Annotated in this window: 15 protein-coding genes; 8 read left to right on the top strand and 7 right to left on the bottom strand. The window is 40.6% G+C overall.

Annotation, left to right across the window (positions count from 1 at the left end; genetic code table 11):
* Nucleotides 1-72 precede the first annotated feature (72 nt).
* The 7 genes from V7K36_RS18870 (at nucleotide 73) to hypB (ending at nucleotide 7,745) form a co-directional block, all read left to right on the top strand.
* Complete coding sequence (locus V7K36_RS18870) at nucleotides 73-1,287, top strand: hypothetical protein (RefSeq protein ID WP_335118216.1); 1,215 nt, start codon at nucleotides 73-75, stop codon at nucleotides 1,285-1,287.
* Nucleotides 1,288-1,314: 27 nt separating this feature from the next.
* Entirely contained in the window at nucleotides 1,315-3,663 is a 2,349-nt protein-coding gene (gene hypF / locus V7K36_RS18865; protein WP_335118214.1) for a carbamoyltransferase HypF, read from the top strand.
* Between the two features lie 83 nt (nucleotides 3,664-3,746).
* Nucleotides 3,747-4,007: a HypC/HybG/HupF family hydrogenase formation chaperone gene (locus tag V7K36_RS18860; protein WP_335118212.1), complete on the top strand. Its 261-nt coding sequence runs from the start codon at nucleotides 3,747-3,749 to the stop codon at nucleotides 4,005-4,007.
* 193 nt (nucleotides 4,008-4,200) lie between these two features.
* On the top strand, nucleotides 4,201-5,385 hold the full coding sequence (gene hypD, locus V7K36_RS18855; protein ID WP_335118210.1) for a hydrogenase formation protein HypD: 1,185 nt from the start codon (nucleotides 4,201-4,203) through the stop codon (nucleotides 5,383-5,385).
* A 70-nt stretch (nucleotides 5,386-5,455) separates the two neighbouring features.
* Entirely contained in the window at nucleotides 5,456-6,553 is a 1,098-nt protein-coding gene (gene hypE, locus V7K36_RS18850; protein WP_335118208.1) for a hydrogenase expression/formation protein HypE, read from the top strand.
* A 20-nt stretch (nucleotides 6,554-6,573) separates the two neighbouring features.
* Complete coding sequence (gene hypA / locus V7K36_RS18845; protein ID WP_335118311.1) at nucleotides 6,574-6,915, top strand: hydrogenase maturation nickel metallochaperone HypA; 342 nt, start codon at nucleotides 6,574-6,576, stop codon at nucleotides 6,913-6,915.
* Nucleotides 6,906-7,745 carry a hydrogenase nickel incorporation protein HypB gene (gene hypB / locus V7K36_RS18840; protein WP_335118206.1) on the top strand — a complete coding sequence of 280 codons (840 nt, stop codon included), beginning with the start codon at nucleotides 6,906-6,908 and terminating at the stop codon, nucleotides 7,743-7,745. The genes hypA and hypB overlap by 10 nt, the downstream gene beginning before the upstream one ends.
* 470 nt (nucleotides 7,746-8,215) lie before the next feature.
* On the opposite strand, the gene V7K36_RS18835 is transcribed toward hypB, so the two are convergent.
* The 6 genes from V7K36_RS18835 to V7K36_RS18810 form a co-directional block, all read right to left on the bottom strand.
* Nucleotides 8,216-8,590, bottom strand: a complete 375-nt coding sequence (locus V7K36_RS18835; protein WP_335118204.1) for a hypothetical protein — start codon at nucleotides 8,588-8,590, stop codon at nucleotides 8,216-8,218.
* Nucleotides 8,580-9,587, bottom strand: coding sequence for an LLM class flavin-dependent oxidoreductase (locus tag V7K36_RS18830; protein WP_335118309.1), 1,008 nt, complete (start codon nucleotides 9,585-9,587; stop codon nucleotides 8,580-8,582). The genes V7K36_RS18835 and V7K36_RS18830 overlap by 11 nt, the downstream gene beginning before the upstream one ends.
* A gap of 115 nt (nucleotides 9,588-9,702) precedes the next feature.
* Complete coding sequence (locus V7K36_RS18825; RefSeq protein ID WP_335118203.1) at nucleotides 9,703-10,065, bottom strand: hypothetical protein; 363 nt, start codon at nucleotides 10,063-10,065, stop codon at nucleotides 9,703-9,705.
* A gap of 443 nt (nucleotides 10,066-10,508) precedes the next feature.
* Entirely contained in the window at nucleotides 10,509-10,820 is a 312-nt protein-coding gene (locus tag V7K36_RS18820) for a hypothetical protein (protein WP_335118200.1), read from the bottom strand.
* Between the two features lie 2 nt (nucleotides 10,821-10,822).
* The gene (locus tag V7K36_RS18815; RefSeq protein ID WP_292759915.1) at nucleotides 10,823-11,104 is read right to left on the bottom strand and encodes a hypothetical protein; all 282 of its coding nucleotides are present in this window, start codon (nucleotides 11,102-11,104) and stop codon (nucleotides 10,823-10,825) included.
* Nucleotides 11,105-11,143: 39 nt separating this feature from the next.
* Nucleotides 11,144-11,566 carry a hypothetical protein gene (locus tag V7K36_RS18810; RefSeq protein ID WP_335118198.1) on the bottom strand — a complete coding sequence of 141 codons (423 nt, stop codon included), beginning with the start codon at nucleotides 11,564-11,566 and terminating at the stop codon, nucleotides 11,144-11,146.
* A gap of 1,030 nt (nucleotides 11,567-12,596) precedes the next feature.
* On the opposite strand from V7K36_RS18810, the gene cysK reads away from it, so the two are divergent.
* Nucleotides 12,597-13,556: a cysteine synthase A gene (gene cysK / locus V7K36_RS18805; RefSeq protein WP_335118196.1), complete on the top strand. Its 960-nt coding sequence runs from the start codon at nucleotides 12,597-12,599 to the stop codon at nucleotides 13,554-13,556.
* 187 nt (nucleotides 13,557-13,743) lie between these two features.
* On the opposite strand, the gene V7K36_RS18800 is transcribed toward cysK, so the two are convergent.
* Nucleotides 13,744-17,661 carry a trifunctional serine/threonine-protein kinase/ATP-binding protein/sensor histidine kinase gene (locus V7K36_RS18800; RefSeq protein WP_335118194.1) on the bottom strand — a complete coding sequence of 1,306 codons (3,918 nt, stop codon included), beginning with the start codon at nucleotides 17,659-17,661 and terminating at the stop codon, nucleotides 13,744-13,746.
* Nucleotides 17,662-17,748 lie beyond the last annotated feature (87 nt).

The raw sequence follows: 17,748 nt of genomic DNA, 5'->3' as shown, positions 1-17,748 counted from the left end.
AAATTGTTACTGTTGTTACATGGTTATAGAGATTAATGTTTTTAAATAATTATCAGCGTCTATCTGTGCTTCATGGATATCCCAATCATAATTAATCCCATATCACAATTACCGCCAGAAGCAATAAAAACTTCTCAATATTTACCTCTATCATCTCAAGGTGCAGAGGTAATTTTAGGTAACATTATTGAACCACAACAATTAGTAATACCTGTAGCACCCAGTCCCACAACTATGTTCGGGCCTCGTGCTGCTTGTTTGTTATCAGAAACAGGCCCTTTATGGGTATCAGATACAGGACATCATCGATTATTGGGATGGCAGAATTTACCCGCAAGAGATAGTCAACCTGCTGATTGGGTAATTGGACAACCTGACTTTTATCATGAGGGACAAAATGCTAAAAGTACACCGGGAAGGGCAACCTTAAGTGTACCAACTGGGATTTGTGCTTGTGGCGAAGGGTTAGCTGTAGCAGATGCTTGGAATCATCGGGTTTTGATTTGGAAAAACTTACCAGAAGATAACAATGTTCCAGCAGATTTGATATTAGGGCAAGTTAATTTTATCGATAATGAACCAAATCGAGGAAATCAAACAGCATCTGCTAGTACAATGCACTGGCCCTATGGTATTTCCTATCATCAAGGACGGCTATTTATTGCTGACACTGGTAATCGAAGGGTATTAATTTGGCATCAATTACCAACAGAAAATGGTCAACCTGCTGATTTAGTGTTGGGACAACCAGATATGATATCTCGCAATGAAAACGGCGGTGCTTCTCCCAGCGCAGCGAGTATGCGTTGGTGTCACGATATCACCTTTTGGGGAGAGAATTTGGTTGTCAGTGATGCAGGTAATCACCGAGTAATGATTTGGCAGGGAATACCAACAGAAAATAATACCCCTTGTACAGTAGTTTTAGGACAAAAAAACTTTGATTGTGTGGAAATGAATCAAGGAGTTTATTATCCTACTGCTAGTAGTTTAAGTATGCCTTATGGTGTGGGAGTGGCTGGAGATTGGTTAGTAGTTGCAGATACTGCTAATTCCCGTTTGTTAGGATGGAGAAAGCCAGAATCAATTTTATCACTGCAAGGTGTAGTAGCAGATGGTTTGGCAGCACAAATAAATTTTCAAAGTAAAGGTGAAAATCGTAATTTCGGATTACCGAAACGAGATAGCTTAAATTGGTGTTACGGGATAAAAATTTTTGGCAAAACAGCAGTAATAGCTGATTCTGGAAATAACCGAATATTGCTGTGGCAGTTTAGTAATTCGTAATTCGTAATTTGTGAAAGTTAGATTTTTATGGCGACTGAAGAAATTAGAGTTCGCGGTACTGTTCAAGGAGTAGGATTTCGCCCTACTGTATATCGTTTGGCTAAAGCCTGCGGTTTGAGTGGAGATGTTTGTAATGATGGACAAGGTGTTTTAATTAGGGTATCAGGTAGTGAGGAAGCAATAACTCAATTTGTTGCCAGATTACAAGTAGAATGTCCACCATTAGCAAAAATTCACGAACTAACTAGAACTCCTTACAAAGGTAAATTTCACTTTAATAATTTTGTGATTTCTACTAGTGTGAGTAATGCCATTAAAACAGAAATTACCCCTGATGCAGCCACTTGTCCGCAATGTCAACAAGAAATATTCGACCCCTTTAGCCGCTTTTTTCGTTACCCCTTTACCAACTGTACTCATTGCGGTCCCCGCTTGAGTATTATTCGTGCTATTCCTTACGACAGATGCAATACCAGTATGTCTGCGTTTGCCATGTGTTCAGAATGTGCAAAAGAATACCACGATGTCGAAAACCGCCGTTTTCACGCCCAACCTGTAGCTTGTCATGTTTGCGGCCCCACAGCTTGGTTAGAACGCGCCGATGGTAAATCAGTTACTGCTTCCATGTTCTCCATGCTAGATGATGTTGATGCCGTTTGTACCCTGTTGCAAAAGGGTGAGATTGTGGCAATTAAGGGGTTAGGTGGTATTTATCTAGCTTGCGATGCTACACAAGAAACTGCTGTCCAAAAACTGCGTCAGCGCAAAAAGCGCTATCATAAACCCTTTGCTTTAATGGCGCGAGATATTGAAGTAATTGAACAATATTGCACTGTGAATACTAAAGAAAAAGAATTATTGACAAGTCCTGCTGCACCAATTGTTTTACTACAGACGTTAGGTAAAAAAGTAGTAGCATCGTCAGTTGCACCAGGGCAAAATACCCTCGGTTTCATGCTACCTTATACACCCTTACATCATTTAATTCTGCGGCGGATGAATCGCCCAATTGTTTTAACAAGTGGCAATCTTGCCAATGAACCACAATGTATTGATAATGACGAAGCAAGAGAAAAATTAGGGGCAATCGCTGATTATTTTCTCTTTCACAATCGAGAGATTATTAATCGCGTAGATGACTCAGTTGTGCGGGTTGTCAGCGATAAAGTCCAAACAATTCGCCGTGCCAGAGGATATGCACCAGCACCTATTAGTTTACCACCAGGATTTTACAATCTGCCGCAAATTTTAGCAATGGGCAGTGAGTTAAAAAATACCTTTTGCCTGTTGAGTGAAGGAGAAGCAATTCTTTCTCAACACATGGGAGATTTAGAAAATGCTGCGGCTTTCAATGCTTACCAAGACACTTTGAATTTATACTTAAATTTATTTGAATATAAACTAGAAGTAATTGCCATTGATAAACACCCCGAATATCTCTCAAGCAAACTTGGTAAAGAACTCGCAGATACAAATAAAATCAAAATTCATCAAATCCAACATCATCACGCGCATATCGCCGCTTGCATGGCAGAAAATGGTATTCCTCTAGATTCGCCTCCGGTATTAGGCATTGCTTTAGATGGTTTAGGTTACGGTGATGATGGTAGACTCTGGGGGGGAGAATTCCTTCTAGCAGATTACCGTAAATTTCAGCGCCTAGCAACATTTAAACCAGTAGCAATGATTGGTGGTGAACAAGCAATTTATCAGCCTTGGCGTAATACCTATGCTCAATTAATAGCGGCTAAACTTTGGGATAATTGCCAACAACAATATGCTGATTTAGAAATCGTAAAATTTCTGAATAAAAAACCACTAAAACTACTCAATCAACTTATGGAGAAAGGGATTAACTCTCCTCCAGCTTCCTCAGTGGGGCGGTTGTTCGATGCAGTGGCGGCGGCTATCGGTATTTGCCGTGATGAATGTAGCTATGAAGGACAAGCTGCGATCGCAATGGAAGCTATAATAGATGTTAGCAGCTTAAATAATGATAAAGAAACGCTAATATATCCTTTTGATTTTATATTTTCAGATAGTATTTATTGTATAGACCCGCGTCCAATGTGGCAAACCTTGCTCAATGACTTACAGCAGCAGATTCCACAATCAGTTATGGCTGCCAAATTTCACCAAGGTTTAGCTAATGCGATTGTAGAAATGGTTAAGTATCTTTGTCAAGAAAATCTGATTAATCAGGTTGTCTTAACAGGAGGAGTATTTCAAAATTGTATATTGTTAGAGCAAGTTAGCAAACGATTACAAACATTCGGAATAAAAGTACTCATTCACAGCTTAGTTCCAGCCAATGACGGCGGGTTATCTTTAGGACAAGCAGTGATTGTAGCTGCACAATTAATACATGATGATTGATATTTGGCAACCTTTTTTTCACAAATAATTCTCTCTGTGTTTTCCGCGCCTCTGCGGTTAGGTTATCTTAAAAAATAAAAAACATGTGTTTAGGAATCCCCGGACAAATTATAGAAATTACCAACGTTAACTATAAATTAGCCATAGTTGACATTGGTGGTGTTAAGCGCGAAGTAAATATTGCTTGTATCGTAGATGAACAACATCCCCCCGAAGCTTGTATTGGGGATTGGGTGCTAGTGCATGTTGGCTTTGCCATGAATCGAATTAATGAAGAAGAAGCGGCGGAAACATTACAACTATTCCAAGAATTAGCAGCAGCACAAACAGGGATTAGTACTTGAATAATAGAGTTTTATTATCTCACGCAGAGGCATAGAGAACGAGTCTAAAACTCATGTCTTTCTTTCTTTCTTTCTTTCTTCGCGCTCTTCTCTAACGAGACGCTGTGCGAACGCGTCCTTTGCGGTTCGTTAAAAAAAACTCCTTACCACAAAAGCGAAATTACCTGATACATAAAACTCACTACTCCTCACTATGAAATACGTTGACGAATTCCGCGAACCAGAAAAAGTCGAAGCCATACGCCGCGAAATCGCCAAATTATGCCACAAGCTAGAAAAACCCATCAAAATCATGGAAGTATGCGGCGGACATACCCACTCAATTTTTAAATATGGTATCGAAGAAATATTACCCGAAGCCATTGAACTAATTCATGGGCCTGGTTGTCCAGTATGCGTAATGCCAAAAGGGAGATTAGATGATGCGATCGCAATCTCCCAAAATCATAACGTCATTTTTGCCACCTTTGGCGACGCGATGCGAGTTCCTGGTTCCAATACCACTTTACTGCAAGCCCGGGCACAAGGTGCAGACATTCGTATGGTGTACTCTCCCCTAGACAGCGTGCAAATTGCCAGAGATAACCCCCACAAACAAGTAGTCTTCTTCGCCTTGGGCTTTGAAACCACAGCCCCCAGCACCGCCTTCACCATTCTGCAAGCAGCAGCCGAAAAAATTCCTAACTTTAGTATGTTTTGCAATCACGTCCTTGTGATTCCCGCCCTCAAAGCATTATTAGATAATCCTGACTTGCAACTGGATGGATTTGTTGGGCCTGGGCATGTCAGCATGGTAATTGGCACTGACCCTTATAAATTTATTTCCCAACAATATAATAAACCAATTGTTGTCTCAGGATTTGAACCCTTAGATATTCTCCAATCAATTTGGATGCTGTTACAACAGCTAGTAGAAAATCGTTGTGAAGTTGAAAACCAATATAATCGAATTGTCCAAAAAAGCGGGAACACAGTAGCGCTACAAGCTATAAATAAAGTTTTCGCCCTGCGAGATAGTTTTGATTGGCGCGGCTTGGGTGACATCCCCTATTCAGGATTACAAATTAAACATGAATATGCACAATTCGATGCCGAACTTAAATTTACCATTCCTAATCTCAAAGTAGCCGACCATAAAGCTTGTAAATGTGGAGAAATTCTCAAAGGAGTCTTAAAGCCTTGGGAGTGCAAAGTATTCGGTACAGCTTGCAGACCAGAAACACCCATTGGTACTTGCATGGTATCTTCCGAAGGTGCTTGTGCAGCCTATTACAAATATGGACGACTCTCCACCATTGCCAAAAGAACAATCGCCCAAAAAACAAAGCTAACTATAACTCAAGAACCTCTCCCCTCCTGCGGCTTCTCCTCAGACTAAATATATCTCACAAATACTTGCGTACCTCTGCGCTTCCCTCTGCGTTCCTTTGCGTTAAAAAAAATTTAATATGAATACCCCCCCCCCAAACTCAATACAAAATCCCCTATTTAAAAACATAGAACAAATCCGTCAAGCTAAAGTACGAGATACTCATATAACTCTCGCACATGGTAGCGGTGGTAAAGCCATGCGTGATTTAATAGATGATATCTTTATCAGCAATTTTGATAACCCCATTCTCTCACAATTAGAAGACCAAGCCAGCTTCAACTTAGCCCCTCTCTTGCAACAAGGAGACAGACTCGCATTTACTACAGATTCCTATGTTGTAGACCCGTTATTTTTTCCCGGCAGTGATATAGGAGAATTAGCCGTTAACGGTACAGTTAATGATTTAGCTGTAAGCGGTGCTAAACCCTTATATTTGACTTGTAGCGTAATTTTAGAAGAAGGATTACCTGTAGAAACCTTACGGCGTGTCGCAGCCAGTATGAAAGTAGCCGCCAAAAAAGCTGGTGTTCAAATTATCACTGGTGACACAAAAGTTGTACATCGTGGTGCTGCCGATAAACTCTTTATTAATACTGCTGGTATTGGTATCATCCCGCGAGGAGTTAACATTTCCGCCCACAATATTAAACCTGGAGATGCAGTAATAATTAATGGTGAAATAGGTAATCATGGGACAGCAATTTTAATTGCTCGTGGGGAATTAGCCTTAGAAACTAATATTGAAAGCGACTGTCAACCATTACATAGTTTAGTAGAAACTCTTCTCCATGTATGTCCCCAAGTTCATGCTATGCGAGATGCCACACGCGGAGGTTTAGCCACAGTATTAAATGAATTTGCTCTCAGTTCCAATGTGGGAATTCGTCTCTATGAAGAATCTATTCCAGTGCGTGAAGAAGTCAACGGAGTTTGTGAAATTCTCGGTTTAGACCCATTGTATTTAGCTAATGAAGGTAAGTTAGTGGTGGTGGTTCCAAAAGAGAATGCTGACAATATTTTATCCGCTATGAAATTACACCCAGCAGGCAAAGATGCTTGTATTATTGGTGAAGTTATTCCTTCACCTCCAGGTATCGTATTGTTAAAAACAGTTTTTGGTGCTGAAAGGATTGTTGATATGTTGGTAGGCGACCAATTGCCGCGAATTTGTTAATCTTGAATATATTTTATAGTATGCACGAACTGGGAATTACTCAAAATATTGTGGCAATTGTCGCTGAACACGCCAAAGGCGCAAAAGTGCAGCGAGTTTTATTAGAAATTGGCAAACTTTCAGCCATTATGCCCGACGCTATCCGATTTTGTTTTGATATTTGCACTCAAGGTACAGTTTTAGAAGGAGCGACATTAGAAATTTTAGAAATTCCAGGTTTAGCAAAATGTCGCCAATGCGGTGCAGAAATTTCTTTAGATAAACCATTTGGAATCTGTAACTGCGGTAGCGTGCAATTAGATTTAATTACTGGTGAAGAACTGAAAATTAAAGAAATAGAAATAGAGGAATTATGTGTGTAACCTGCGGTTGTTCTGATGATGGCGAAATCAAAATTACAAATCTGGAAACAGATGAAGCTGAACATAATCATACTCACACTTTAGCAGATGGTACTGTTATCACTCATTCCCACAGTCATGACACTCATATAGAAGCACCTCAAATTCATGCCAAAATACACAACACAACGATATCCTTAGAACAGGATATTTTGGCAAAGAATAACTTGCTAGCTGCCCAAAATCGGGGATGGTTTAAAGGTCGAAATATTCTCGCGTTAAATTTAATGAGTTCTCCCGGTGCAGGTAAAACAACTCTTTTGACACGAACCATCAATGATTTAAAGCATCAATTATCTATTAGTGTCATTGAAGGCGACCAAGAAACTGCTAACGATGCCAAAAAAATTCAAGAAACAGGCTCTAAAGTCATCCAAATCAACACTGGAACAGGCTGTCATTTAGATGCATCAATGATAGACAGGGGTTTACAACAACTCAATCCGCCTCTGAATTCAGTTGTGATGATTGAAAATGTGGGAAATTTGGTTTGTCCAGCCTTATTTGATTTGGGAGAACAGGCAAAAGTTGTGATTCTCTCCGTCACGGAGGGAGAAGATAAGCCGATAAAATACCCGCATATGTTCCGTGCTAGTGACATCATGATTCTCACTAAAATTGATTTGCTGCCTTATGTAGATTTTGATGTTCAAAAGTGCATAGATTATGCTATAAAAGTAAATCCTAAAATTAAGATTTTTCAGATTTCCGTAACTACTAGTACTGGGTTAGAGAGTTGGTATGCGTGGCTAATTGCAAAGCTAACAAGCTTGTCAAGACTACTCCCTTAGCGCTCGAAGAATAGCTAAATTTTTTTAACGAACCCCAGAGGCACAGAGGACGCAGAGAGAAGAAAAAAATGCTTAACTGAACCATATTGCATTAGAGGCTACTATTCCAGTATTCAAGCCCTGTAATAGTAGCTTTTTCTAGCCACTCATTGAAGCGCTTCACCAAGTTATCTTCTTCATCTGCATAAGAAAATTGGAATGGTGATTCTGTTAATGGTTGAATATCACTAATATTGCGGCCAGACAGTAACTAATGGTGGTAGCTCAGAGCTAGACAATTTTTGCCAATCTTGCGGTAAATTATCTATAGGTTGCCAGCGCATACACTTTGAGTTATCTGAAAGAACAAGAAAATACAGACAATATTGTAACTCTTCTAAAATTGCAATACCCTGCACTTTAGAAGCACAGGGTGTAATAAGGATAAATAAGCTATATTTTGTGTGATTCCCAGTTCGTACCTATTTACCTCAAAGCCAATCTCGATAAGCTGATATTTCATTTACGCTGATTTCAAACGGCATCCCTTTGCCAAATGGCGGATAAACGCGGATTTTGCCATTATTAGCAAACCGCTCTAACCTATTACCTAACTGGGGAATATTGCTGACGATATGCCAGTAAGATAATATGTCAGGGCAGTCAATAATTAATGTTAGGATGCTAGCATTTGTTGTGAGATACCACTGACAATTAGACAACAGGACTCGCGTAATGCGATCGCAGGCTTGATAAAAGCATCTGCCAGTAGACTGTTCTAGTTCCATCTGCAACATTCCGTCCTGTTTCGTTACCTCAGTTGGAGGTAAATCATCGGGAGGAAGCAGGTATAGTTTAGAAGACATAATTTCGCACCTCTTGGTTGTAGCGCGTCAAACTCTCCAGGTTTTTTTGCATATCCGAAGATGAGGGTTTGAGTGCTAACGTACCTAAATTTAATTCGTCCTGAAATTTCTTGATTTTGTCTCGACAAGTTTCCACATCACCGATAATTGAGTTCTCAATCAAATAGTCTTCGTCGAAACAAATGTTTGTGCGGTCAAATGGTTTTTGGTTGGGATTGGCACTATTCTGCAATAATTGAGCCGAATTAGCTTTCATTTTCTGGCTAAATTTGCGAATGAAAGGCAATGCCTCACTCACTGCCTCATCAAATGTTTTGCCAACATAAAAGAAGCGTGCCAGCACGAAGTTTTCCGCACCACTAGAATTTAAGGCTCGATATTTGGCAATAGTATTCTTCAATCTCTCTAGGGAAAATGGCGGGCCACCCATCAAACTGAAGGAATGTTTAGCAGCCAACTCGATACCGTCATCACCGCCAGTGGCAACATACACTGGTATTTGACTCTGCAATGGTTTTGGATAAATTGTCAGACGATCGCATTGATAATATCGCCCATTAAATGATACATCAGTTTCATATAAAAGCTTTTGAATCAATGCGATCGCCTCTAGCATCTTGGGACGAGATTCACTTGGTAATGTCGCAAAATGCTTGTTTTGTTGGGGAAAGGGGCCGCCTTTGGCAACTCCAAATAATAATCGTCCATTGCACAGGTTATCCAAAGTGGCAATATCTTCCGCTACCCTAATCGGGTTATGGAATGGCAGTAGCACCGCCGCAGTGCCTAATTGGATAGTTGAAGTCAGTCCTGCCAAGTGTGCCATTAACACCAACATGGACGGGCTGAGATTGGATTCACTAAAATGATGCTCACTCACCCAGGCTGACTCAAAACCTAAGCTTTCCGCCTGTTTTACCAGCGCGACTTGCTCAAAAATGGCACGACGAGCATCTTGGTGATAATTATCGTAATTGCAGAAAATTCCAGTTTTCATTACTTGCGTTGATACTTTGTACTCACCGTAGGTGCTGGCTATTCTAGTGGTCTGCCAAGGCAATTTTACTGCGTTAATAGCAACAAGAAAAATCTCTTTCTCTCCCTGCTTGCCTTTAAGTGGCAACCCACTGCAACTCCAACCATAGGTGTGGGTTGTTCTGTTTGATCTTCGACATCGGATCGCGCAACAATCGCTTGGCATTCATACAGACTACCTGGATTAGACCCATGTTGCCTGCTACTTCTCTGAGTATTTCTTTTTGAGCTTGCACACAGGAAATCATTTCGTCAGAGCAATAAATTCCTATATATTGCAAACGTCTGGCAGGTCGTCCCCAAAAACAGGTGATGACTTTCACATAACACCCATCCAGCAATTCCCCAACTTGCGGGTAGTAATGGTTGACGACTCTTGTGAATTCTTTGGCTAAGATATCTTCAGCAATCATTGGAACTGATATTTCTGTAGCGTCCATCACGCTATTTAATATAACATAAATTTGTCAGTTAAGTATGACAGAATAGCCTAATAGACTTAAATAAAATATTAAATATTCCACAAAAAAAGAGGTGTGCCTTATTTGGTATCACCTCAGATTTGCCTAAAGCATCTTTATTTTGAATGAAATATCAAAGTATTGTTTTGAATACTCCTAGCCTTAGCGAATAGAATAGAGCCTCCGGCACGCTGACGCGAACGTAGCTATACAGACAAAACCCACCGACCTGGGTTTCAAATTTCTAGAGTCCGCGCAGGCAGACGAGAGTTTGTGTAGCCGTGATTTCTAATCGTCAGGTATATTTACACTCATTGAGATACTCCCAAATACTATGATGTTGAAAATTATGAATTCAAATACAATGCATTTAACTAGCACACCTCAACATTGAATTCTAACTTTTTAATTTTTAATTGTTATTATCGAGTATTGCGTTCACAAACTAAGACCTCTGCTACGATATCCGGCACATTTATAAAGTCCGTAAATCCTTCATAACCACCGATTGGTGAAACAAATGTATAATTTGGGTCACACACTCCATTGTCATATACTTGAATAAACCACCTATCTGGAAATCCATCTACACCTAGTTCCACAGTGTACCAACTCTCGCCAATCAGACGAGAGTTAAAAATTGTAAACCACTCTCTGTTCTCTTCTGAAATATTCCAATCTGCCATCAGCAGTTCTAAAGCTATTTGTCCCGCATCCGTTGAAGTCAACAGCATTTTTACTCCTTATTTGCAGCTTCAGGATTTGCAACTTCAGTATTGGGAACTTCCGGGTATAAACCTAATTCTTTAGCTAGCTCACGCGCCACAAAAAATAAAAATTGAGCACCATCTTGATTGCCTTCATGGGCAAACATAGTTGCTACTTGTAACATTGTTTGTACTAGACCAGAATCAATCAATTCTGGCTTAGATTCCAAAATTTCTGGTTCTTGACCATTAGGGCATTTAAGTAACTCATCAATCAGATTAAAATACAGCTGTTCGCGTTGTTCTGTCATGGTACTTTTGTTGATTTGAATGAGTAAATTGTGAGTTGATTACTGTTCGATACTTTGCTGCCACAGTCTTTCCAACATTTCAACTTGTTCTCTTAAAACAGCCGCACGATGAACAAGATATCTGTCATAAAAGAGAATCCCTAATCCAACACAAATAGGGGTTAACAAAAAGAACCATTGCAAGATAGTAGCAAATTTATATTGTTCAGCAACAGTCAGCATTTGATGAACCACATTACGGTCAGAGGATTGGATGCTAGTCTGAGAGGAATGTGTACCCTCTTTCTGGGGAGCCAAGGCGGGAGCATTTGTAGTAGTCTTGTTGACTTCCCAGGCTAAATTCTGGGATTTTACTAACTCCAGATGTCGCTCCCAAACTATGCCAAATATTACTAGTCCTGGAGAAAGCACTACTAAGGTAACTACGCAAACTGTGAGAACATTTAAAAGTTTGGTTTTCATCTTGGCTCTCCCTTGCTAGGTAGTATGCACCCAGTAAGAAAATATCTTTTGCTGTTTATCTAAAGTAGCTATATATTTCTACCTCTCAAACAGTTTTGATATTAAAATATGTGTAAACGGTAATTTGCACAATCATTAGTTGTCAGTTTTTTTTCTAATTACCACTGATTACTGACGACTTAAAAGTTACCAAACTTTTCACAAAATTTAGGATTAATCAGTCAGAAATAACGCACTCAGATTCAAAAAATCTGGTTTCATCCTACTCTCAAAAGATAGATTAAGAAGTCCCCCCTAGTTCACTAAGCTTTCGCTCAGGAATGTTGGGGGGTAGAGGGGAATCTCTGCGTAAATCCTATACGATTTATATCAGCCGCTCTCCACAAAACAGTTTACCCCAGCCCCGTTAAGATTATTAAATTCATTAGAATAGTACTCAAAGCCTGTAATTCCTACCTGATAAGTCTTACAAAAATTCATTGGGGTATGGGTGCTAGTGTTTTTAGGACAGGGTTCTAGTATTTCCGAGGTGGGGTTCTGGTATTTCTGCACTCAACCTAAAAGCAATGTAGGCAATGATTAAGGACTATTTTTAATGCAATTTTGGGCAGACAAAACTTGCACTCAAAAGAAAATATCAATGTCTCTTGATCAAGATAGACTAATAAATTAGGAAAAGCAATTAAATGTTTTGAAACTAAATTATATTTCCATAACAAATAGAAGATATTGATAATAATATTAAAAATTATGCATATATACAGAATTATCTAAATTCAATCTCAGCCCAAGAGGCAATAGTTAGCAATTACAAGTGGTAAAATAGAAGTATGGCAAGCTAGACCTCTGCTGAAGTGAGAATCAATGGGGACATCTGATAAAAGTTCTTCCTAAACTTTCATATTTTATGGTTTAGTTAGAATACATCGTATATGCACTCATTGAGACTAAACTACAAATTAAATACATAAAAGCTTATTGTTATAAGTAAATACTTTGTACTAAGATTTGGGATTTTAGGAGTTAAATAATGCGGATTGCTCAAGATGTAACAGAACTGATCGGACGAACTCCTTTAGTTCAACTGAACAAGATTCCCCAAGCTGAGGGAGTAGTAGCAAGGATCGTTGTCAAATTAGAAGGCATGAACCCGGCGGCTTCAGTGAAAGACCGTATTGGCTTAAGTATGGTACTCTCAGCAGAAGCAGCTGGCTCAATTTCCCCTGGAAAGACCATTTTAGTTGAGCCTACTTCCGGTAATACAGGAATTGCTCTAGCGATGGTAGCAGCAGCGCGTGGCTACCGTTTGATTTTGACAATGCCAGAGACAATGAGCCAAGAACGACGGGCTATGCTCAGAGCTTATGGTGCAGCTTTGGAGTTGACACCAGGTGCTGAGGGAATGCGGGGAGCAATTCGCAAAGCCGAAGAAATTGTGGCTAATACTCCCAATGCTTTTATGCTGCAACAGTTCCGCAACCCTGCTAATCCCAAAGTTCATCAGGAAACCACCGCCGAAGAAATTTGGGCAGATACAGACGGGGAAGTGGATATTGTTATTGCTGGGGTAGGTACTGGTGGGACGATTACTGGGATTGCAGAAGTACTCAAAGGTCGCAAAAAGACTTTTAAAGCGATCGCAGTTGAACCCAGCAACAGCCCAGTTCTCTCAGGTGGTGAAGCCGGTCCCCATAAAATTCAAGGTATTGGTGCCGGATTTATCCCCGATGTTCTCCGCCTGGAATTGGTTGATGAAGTAATTAGAGTCAGCGATGAACAAGCGATCGCCTATGGACGCCGTTTAGCAAAAGAAGAAGGCTTATTATCTGGGATATCCTCTGGTGCAGCTTTGTGTGCCGCAATTCAAGTAGGTAAACGTCCAGAAAATGCCGGACGTTTAATCGTGATGATTCAGCCTTCCTTTGGTGAACGTTACCTCAGCACACCGATGTTTCAAGATTTGTCCTTAGAAACTGCTGGCGTGCGATAAACAGACAAGGAGGATAAGCCAGACAGTAGAGTAATTGATCCTCATGTGTCTGTTTCATCTCCTGCTGATGCTTCCTCAGGTGGCTGCACTTGTTAGCTTTGCTAATAGCGCAGGCATCTGCGAAGGTCAAGCCATACTCCAAGCATTCCAGTTTTTGTCGCAGCGATCGCCAGCCATATTTCAGCCTCTAAACACCAACAGCAACCTTATTACTGACTTCCTGGCGAACTGGAATGCGGATTTGAAACTCCACTTCCTCGCCGGGTTCTGAGGTGCAAGAGAGTGAACCACCATGTTTTTCGGTGACAATTTGGTAGCTAATCGACAAGCCCATACCTGTGCCTTTGCCCACAGGTTTTGTGGTGAAGAAAGGATCGAACAGGCGTTGCCGAACAGACTTTGGTATACTTAGACCATTGTCTGCAATCCGAATTTCGATTTTATCAGCATCAATTTGTTCAGTGTAAATAGTAATAGTTGGAGCTGTTATTTCTCCTTGATTTTTCATCAATGACTCCTCCAAAGCATCGATCGCATTACTCAACACATTCATAAACACTTGATTTAGCTGCCCTGCATAGCATTCCACTTGGGGCAAGTTGCCGTAGTGTTTAATAAGCTCAATATCGGGACGATCTGACTTTGCTTTGAAGCGATGTTGCAGAATCATTAGGGTACTATCGATGCCGTCATGAATATTAACGGCTTTGATCTCCGCTTCGTCCATACGTGAGAAGTTTCGCAGGGAAGCGACAATTTGGCGAATCCGATCTGCCCCAACCCGCATGGAGGAAAGTAGCTTGGGTAAATCTTCTAGCAAGAATTCCAAATCAATTGCCAGAGCTTCTTCCTGAATCTCTGAATGGGGCGATGGGTAATGTTTCTGGTAAAGTCCCAGCAGTCCCAACACATTTTGAGTGTAGTTGTTGGCATGGATCAGGTTGCCAAAGATAAAATTGACCGGATTGTTGATTTCGTGGGCAACACCTGCTACCAATTGCCCTAAGCTGGACATTTTCTCGGTCTGCACAAGTTGAGCCTGGGTTTGTTGTAGTGTGTGCAACGATTGTGCAAGTTGTTCAGCTTTTTGGCGCTCTCGCGTTTCGGATGCTTGGAAAGCTTCGTTTTTAGCTTCGAGTTGTTGTGATTTCGCTTCCAGTTGTTGCGAGTAGGTTTGCAGATTGCTGTAGAGACGGGCGTTGTCGATCGCAATCGAAATTTGTGCTATCAACAGACTCAGCACCTTCACCCGTTCTGGAGTAAAAGCACCAGAAATAAGATTATTTTCCAGGTAAATAATACCAGTAAACTTGCCAGAGTGAATCAAAGGTAGACACAAAATCGATTTAGATTGGTAAGTGGTGATATAAGCATCAGCCGCAAAGCGGGAGTCTTTAACACCATTGTCTAAAACCAGGTTTTTTCTGGTTCTTTCGACATAGTTGAGTAGAGCAACTGGAAGCAAAGCTGAATCAATTTTATCTTTCGAGTTAACAATAGCAGTAGATACAGTAACGCCCTGACCTTCAACAATTCCTGCTGCTTCTAGCACCCACTGATTATCGTGTTTGACAATAAAGTAACCTTGTTGAGCGCCAGCATTTTCGATGACAATCTTCATCATTTTTTGGAGCAGGTGAGTTAGCACCATTTCTTCTGACAGTACTTGTGAAGCTTTCATCACTGTCATGAAGTCGAGAATGTGAGCGTCTCCAGTAGTTGTGGACTGTGTTTGAATAGTTGGCAGGTAATTCGTTTCTAGTTTTTCTGTGTTTGATTGCACAATCAATTGCGGATAGCGTGCTTCTAAATGCTTGACTTTAGCAACAGCCCCCCAACGACTATAGGCGTAGTAGGCATTTGTCATGTAGGTTTTAGCAATCGTTTCTTTACCCCATGACAAATAGAATTTAGCAGCGAGTTCATGAGCGAGTGCTTCTTCGTTGATGTATTCGTTTTCTTGAGCAAGAGCGATCGCCTGCTCATACATCTCGATTGCATCGGCTTTTTCGCCTAAAACTCGATGTCGTTCTGCCTCTACTAGATAGAATTTGTGTAAATAATTCATTGGGGCATGATGCGCCCATTTTTGCATTTTTTCTTGATTAGCTTGGACGCGATCGCGAATTTCCTGTTGCTCTGATTGTGTAGTATCGGTATACACCGCCAACCGGACTAGAGAATCGTAGAAATGGAAGAGTACAGAATCTACATTTCCTGTGGTTGGGGCCAGATAATTTTCTATCTGAGTGATATTTTCCAGCGCTTGAGAGTAATCATCAAACCGATAACAAAGCTGAAGTTTGTGCAAGTATAAGAATTGAAGTGCCAATACGTTGTTGCTTGAGTGGTGAAGCGGCAGCATTTTTTGTTCGTCATAGGCTTCACCCTTCAGCACACAAGGATTTTCAGCCTTGCCCATCAAGTTTAAGACGGCTTGCCAAACCATTTCTTGATAATGTAGTGCTGTTTCTTGCTTGATTTTATTAATGGCATCCCAATAGGTTGCTATTTCTCTTTCAAGATGGGTTAGTTGCTTGCTAGCCATATAGGACTGATAAGAGTAATGAAATGCACCGTAGGCAGCATATTCTAAATCTCCAATTTCTAGTCCGCTCAAGTAAACCCAACGATAGGATTCTAAGAGATTGCTGAGGTGTTCTTTCCAATGTAGAACTAGAATATTTGCTAGGAATCGGGTCTTGATTTCTTTGACATTCAATTTTGATACAAGACTTAAAGCTAATTGACTAAATTGATAGCCCCGCTCGATATCTCCCATAACCCCACATAGAAGAAAACCATAAAGGTTATAAGCCAAGGGAGATCCAGAAGCATTGCCATATTGGACGGATAAATTGACCTGTTCACACACAACTAAGGGAACCATTTCTGGAGCCACAAAGTAGGTAACAGCAAATAGGCTTGACAGCAGCCTCAAAGCTACTAGTTTATCCGGATCGGTCATTGGAGGTAAGTTGAGTAAGTCCGAGGGTTCCTTTCCACTCAAAATTGATGCCGTTTCCTCTAGTGCTTGCCCAATATCTGACGGGTTCGGCTTTTGGGGAAACTCAACTCCCAATAGCTTTAAAGCTTGTAGCACCATATTAACCGCTTCCAGGAGCCTGTTCTGCCCGATGTAAGCTTGCATCTGGACTTCATACACTTTAATTTTGCCCAGCAGCGTTTTAGCGCAGTTTTGGACTATCTCAACGAATCTCTGCATTTCTTCAAAATCACCGCTCAAAAAAGCTGCCTCTGCTGCTTCTGAGTGCAGTACTAATGTCAGTTCATATTGATTGTCCCAACTATCAGATGCTAACAGTCCTAAACCAACTTGCAAATATTTGATAGCGGAATCGTGCGCTGTGGCTGCTTTAGCTCTCTGACCGGCCATGAGATTGAGTTCTGCAAGTTGATATTTTTCTGTTTCAGATATTAGTAAATCAGTCCCGTAATTGAGTTGATTAACTAAAGCAAATACATTCTCTTTGCGTTCTTCTGATGTAGTATTTTGCAGTAGTAATTGACCAATTTTCAGATGCGTTGCTTTCTTCTGGTCATCGGGAATCAGAGAATAAGCCGCTTGCTGTACTCGGTCATGTAAAAACTTGTAATCAACCTTAATATCAGTTAAGGCAATTCCGCCAGATTCCTCCTGATTAAACACTAAAGGAATCTTGTAATCCTGATTTAACGGCAAAATCAACCCAGCTTGCAGCGCTGACCACAATTGCGCCGCAGTCGTGAGAGAAGATGCTTCATTAACGATCGCCAATACATCTAAATTAAAAGTATTACCAATACAAGCAGCCAGTTTCAGGACTTTTTGCGTTTCTAATGAGAGTTTGCGAATATTTCTCGCTGTCAGTTCAACAACATTCAGGTCGCTAATCCCGATCGCTTGAATATGTTGGATATTCCATTGCCACACCCCAGACTCGAAGTTATATGTTAACAAGTCTTCTTGATACAGGGTTTTCAGCAGTTGCGTTAAGAAGAAGGGATTGCCGCCGGTTTTGTGTAATAGTAATTCTGCTAGTGGCTGACTTTGTTCTATGTGATTCAACGTATCGCCAATTAACGTTTCCCTTAATATGCCCATGCAAGTTTAGCTTTGTAATATATGACACAAAACTATATATAATTGAACGAGATATGAGGTTGTATTTTAATACATAAATTATCCAAT

It is taken from the genome of Nostoc sp., assembly GCF_036919555.1.
In the GTDB taxonomy this organism is placed as follows: Bacteria; Cyanobacteriota; Cyanobacteriia; order Cyanobacteriales; family Nostocaceae; genus Nostoc.
This window is presented reverse-complemented; position numbering and strand designations above follow the sequence as displayed.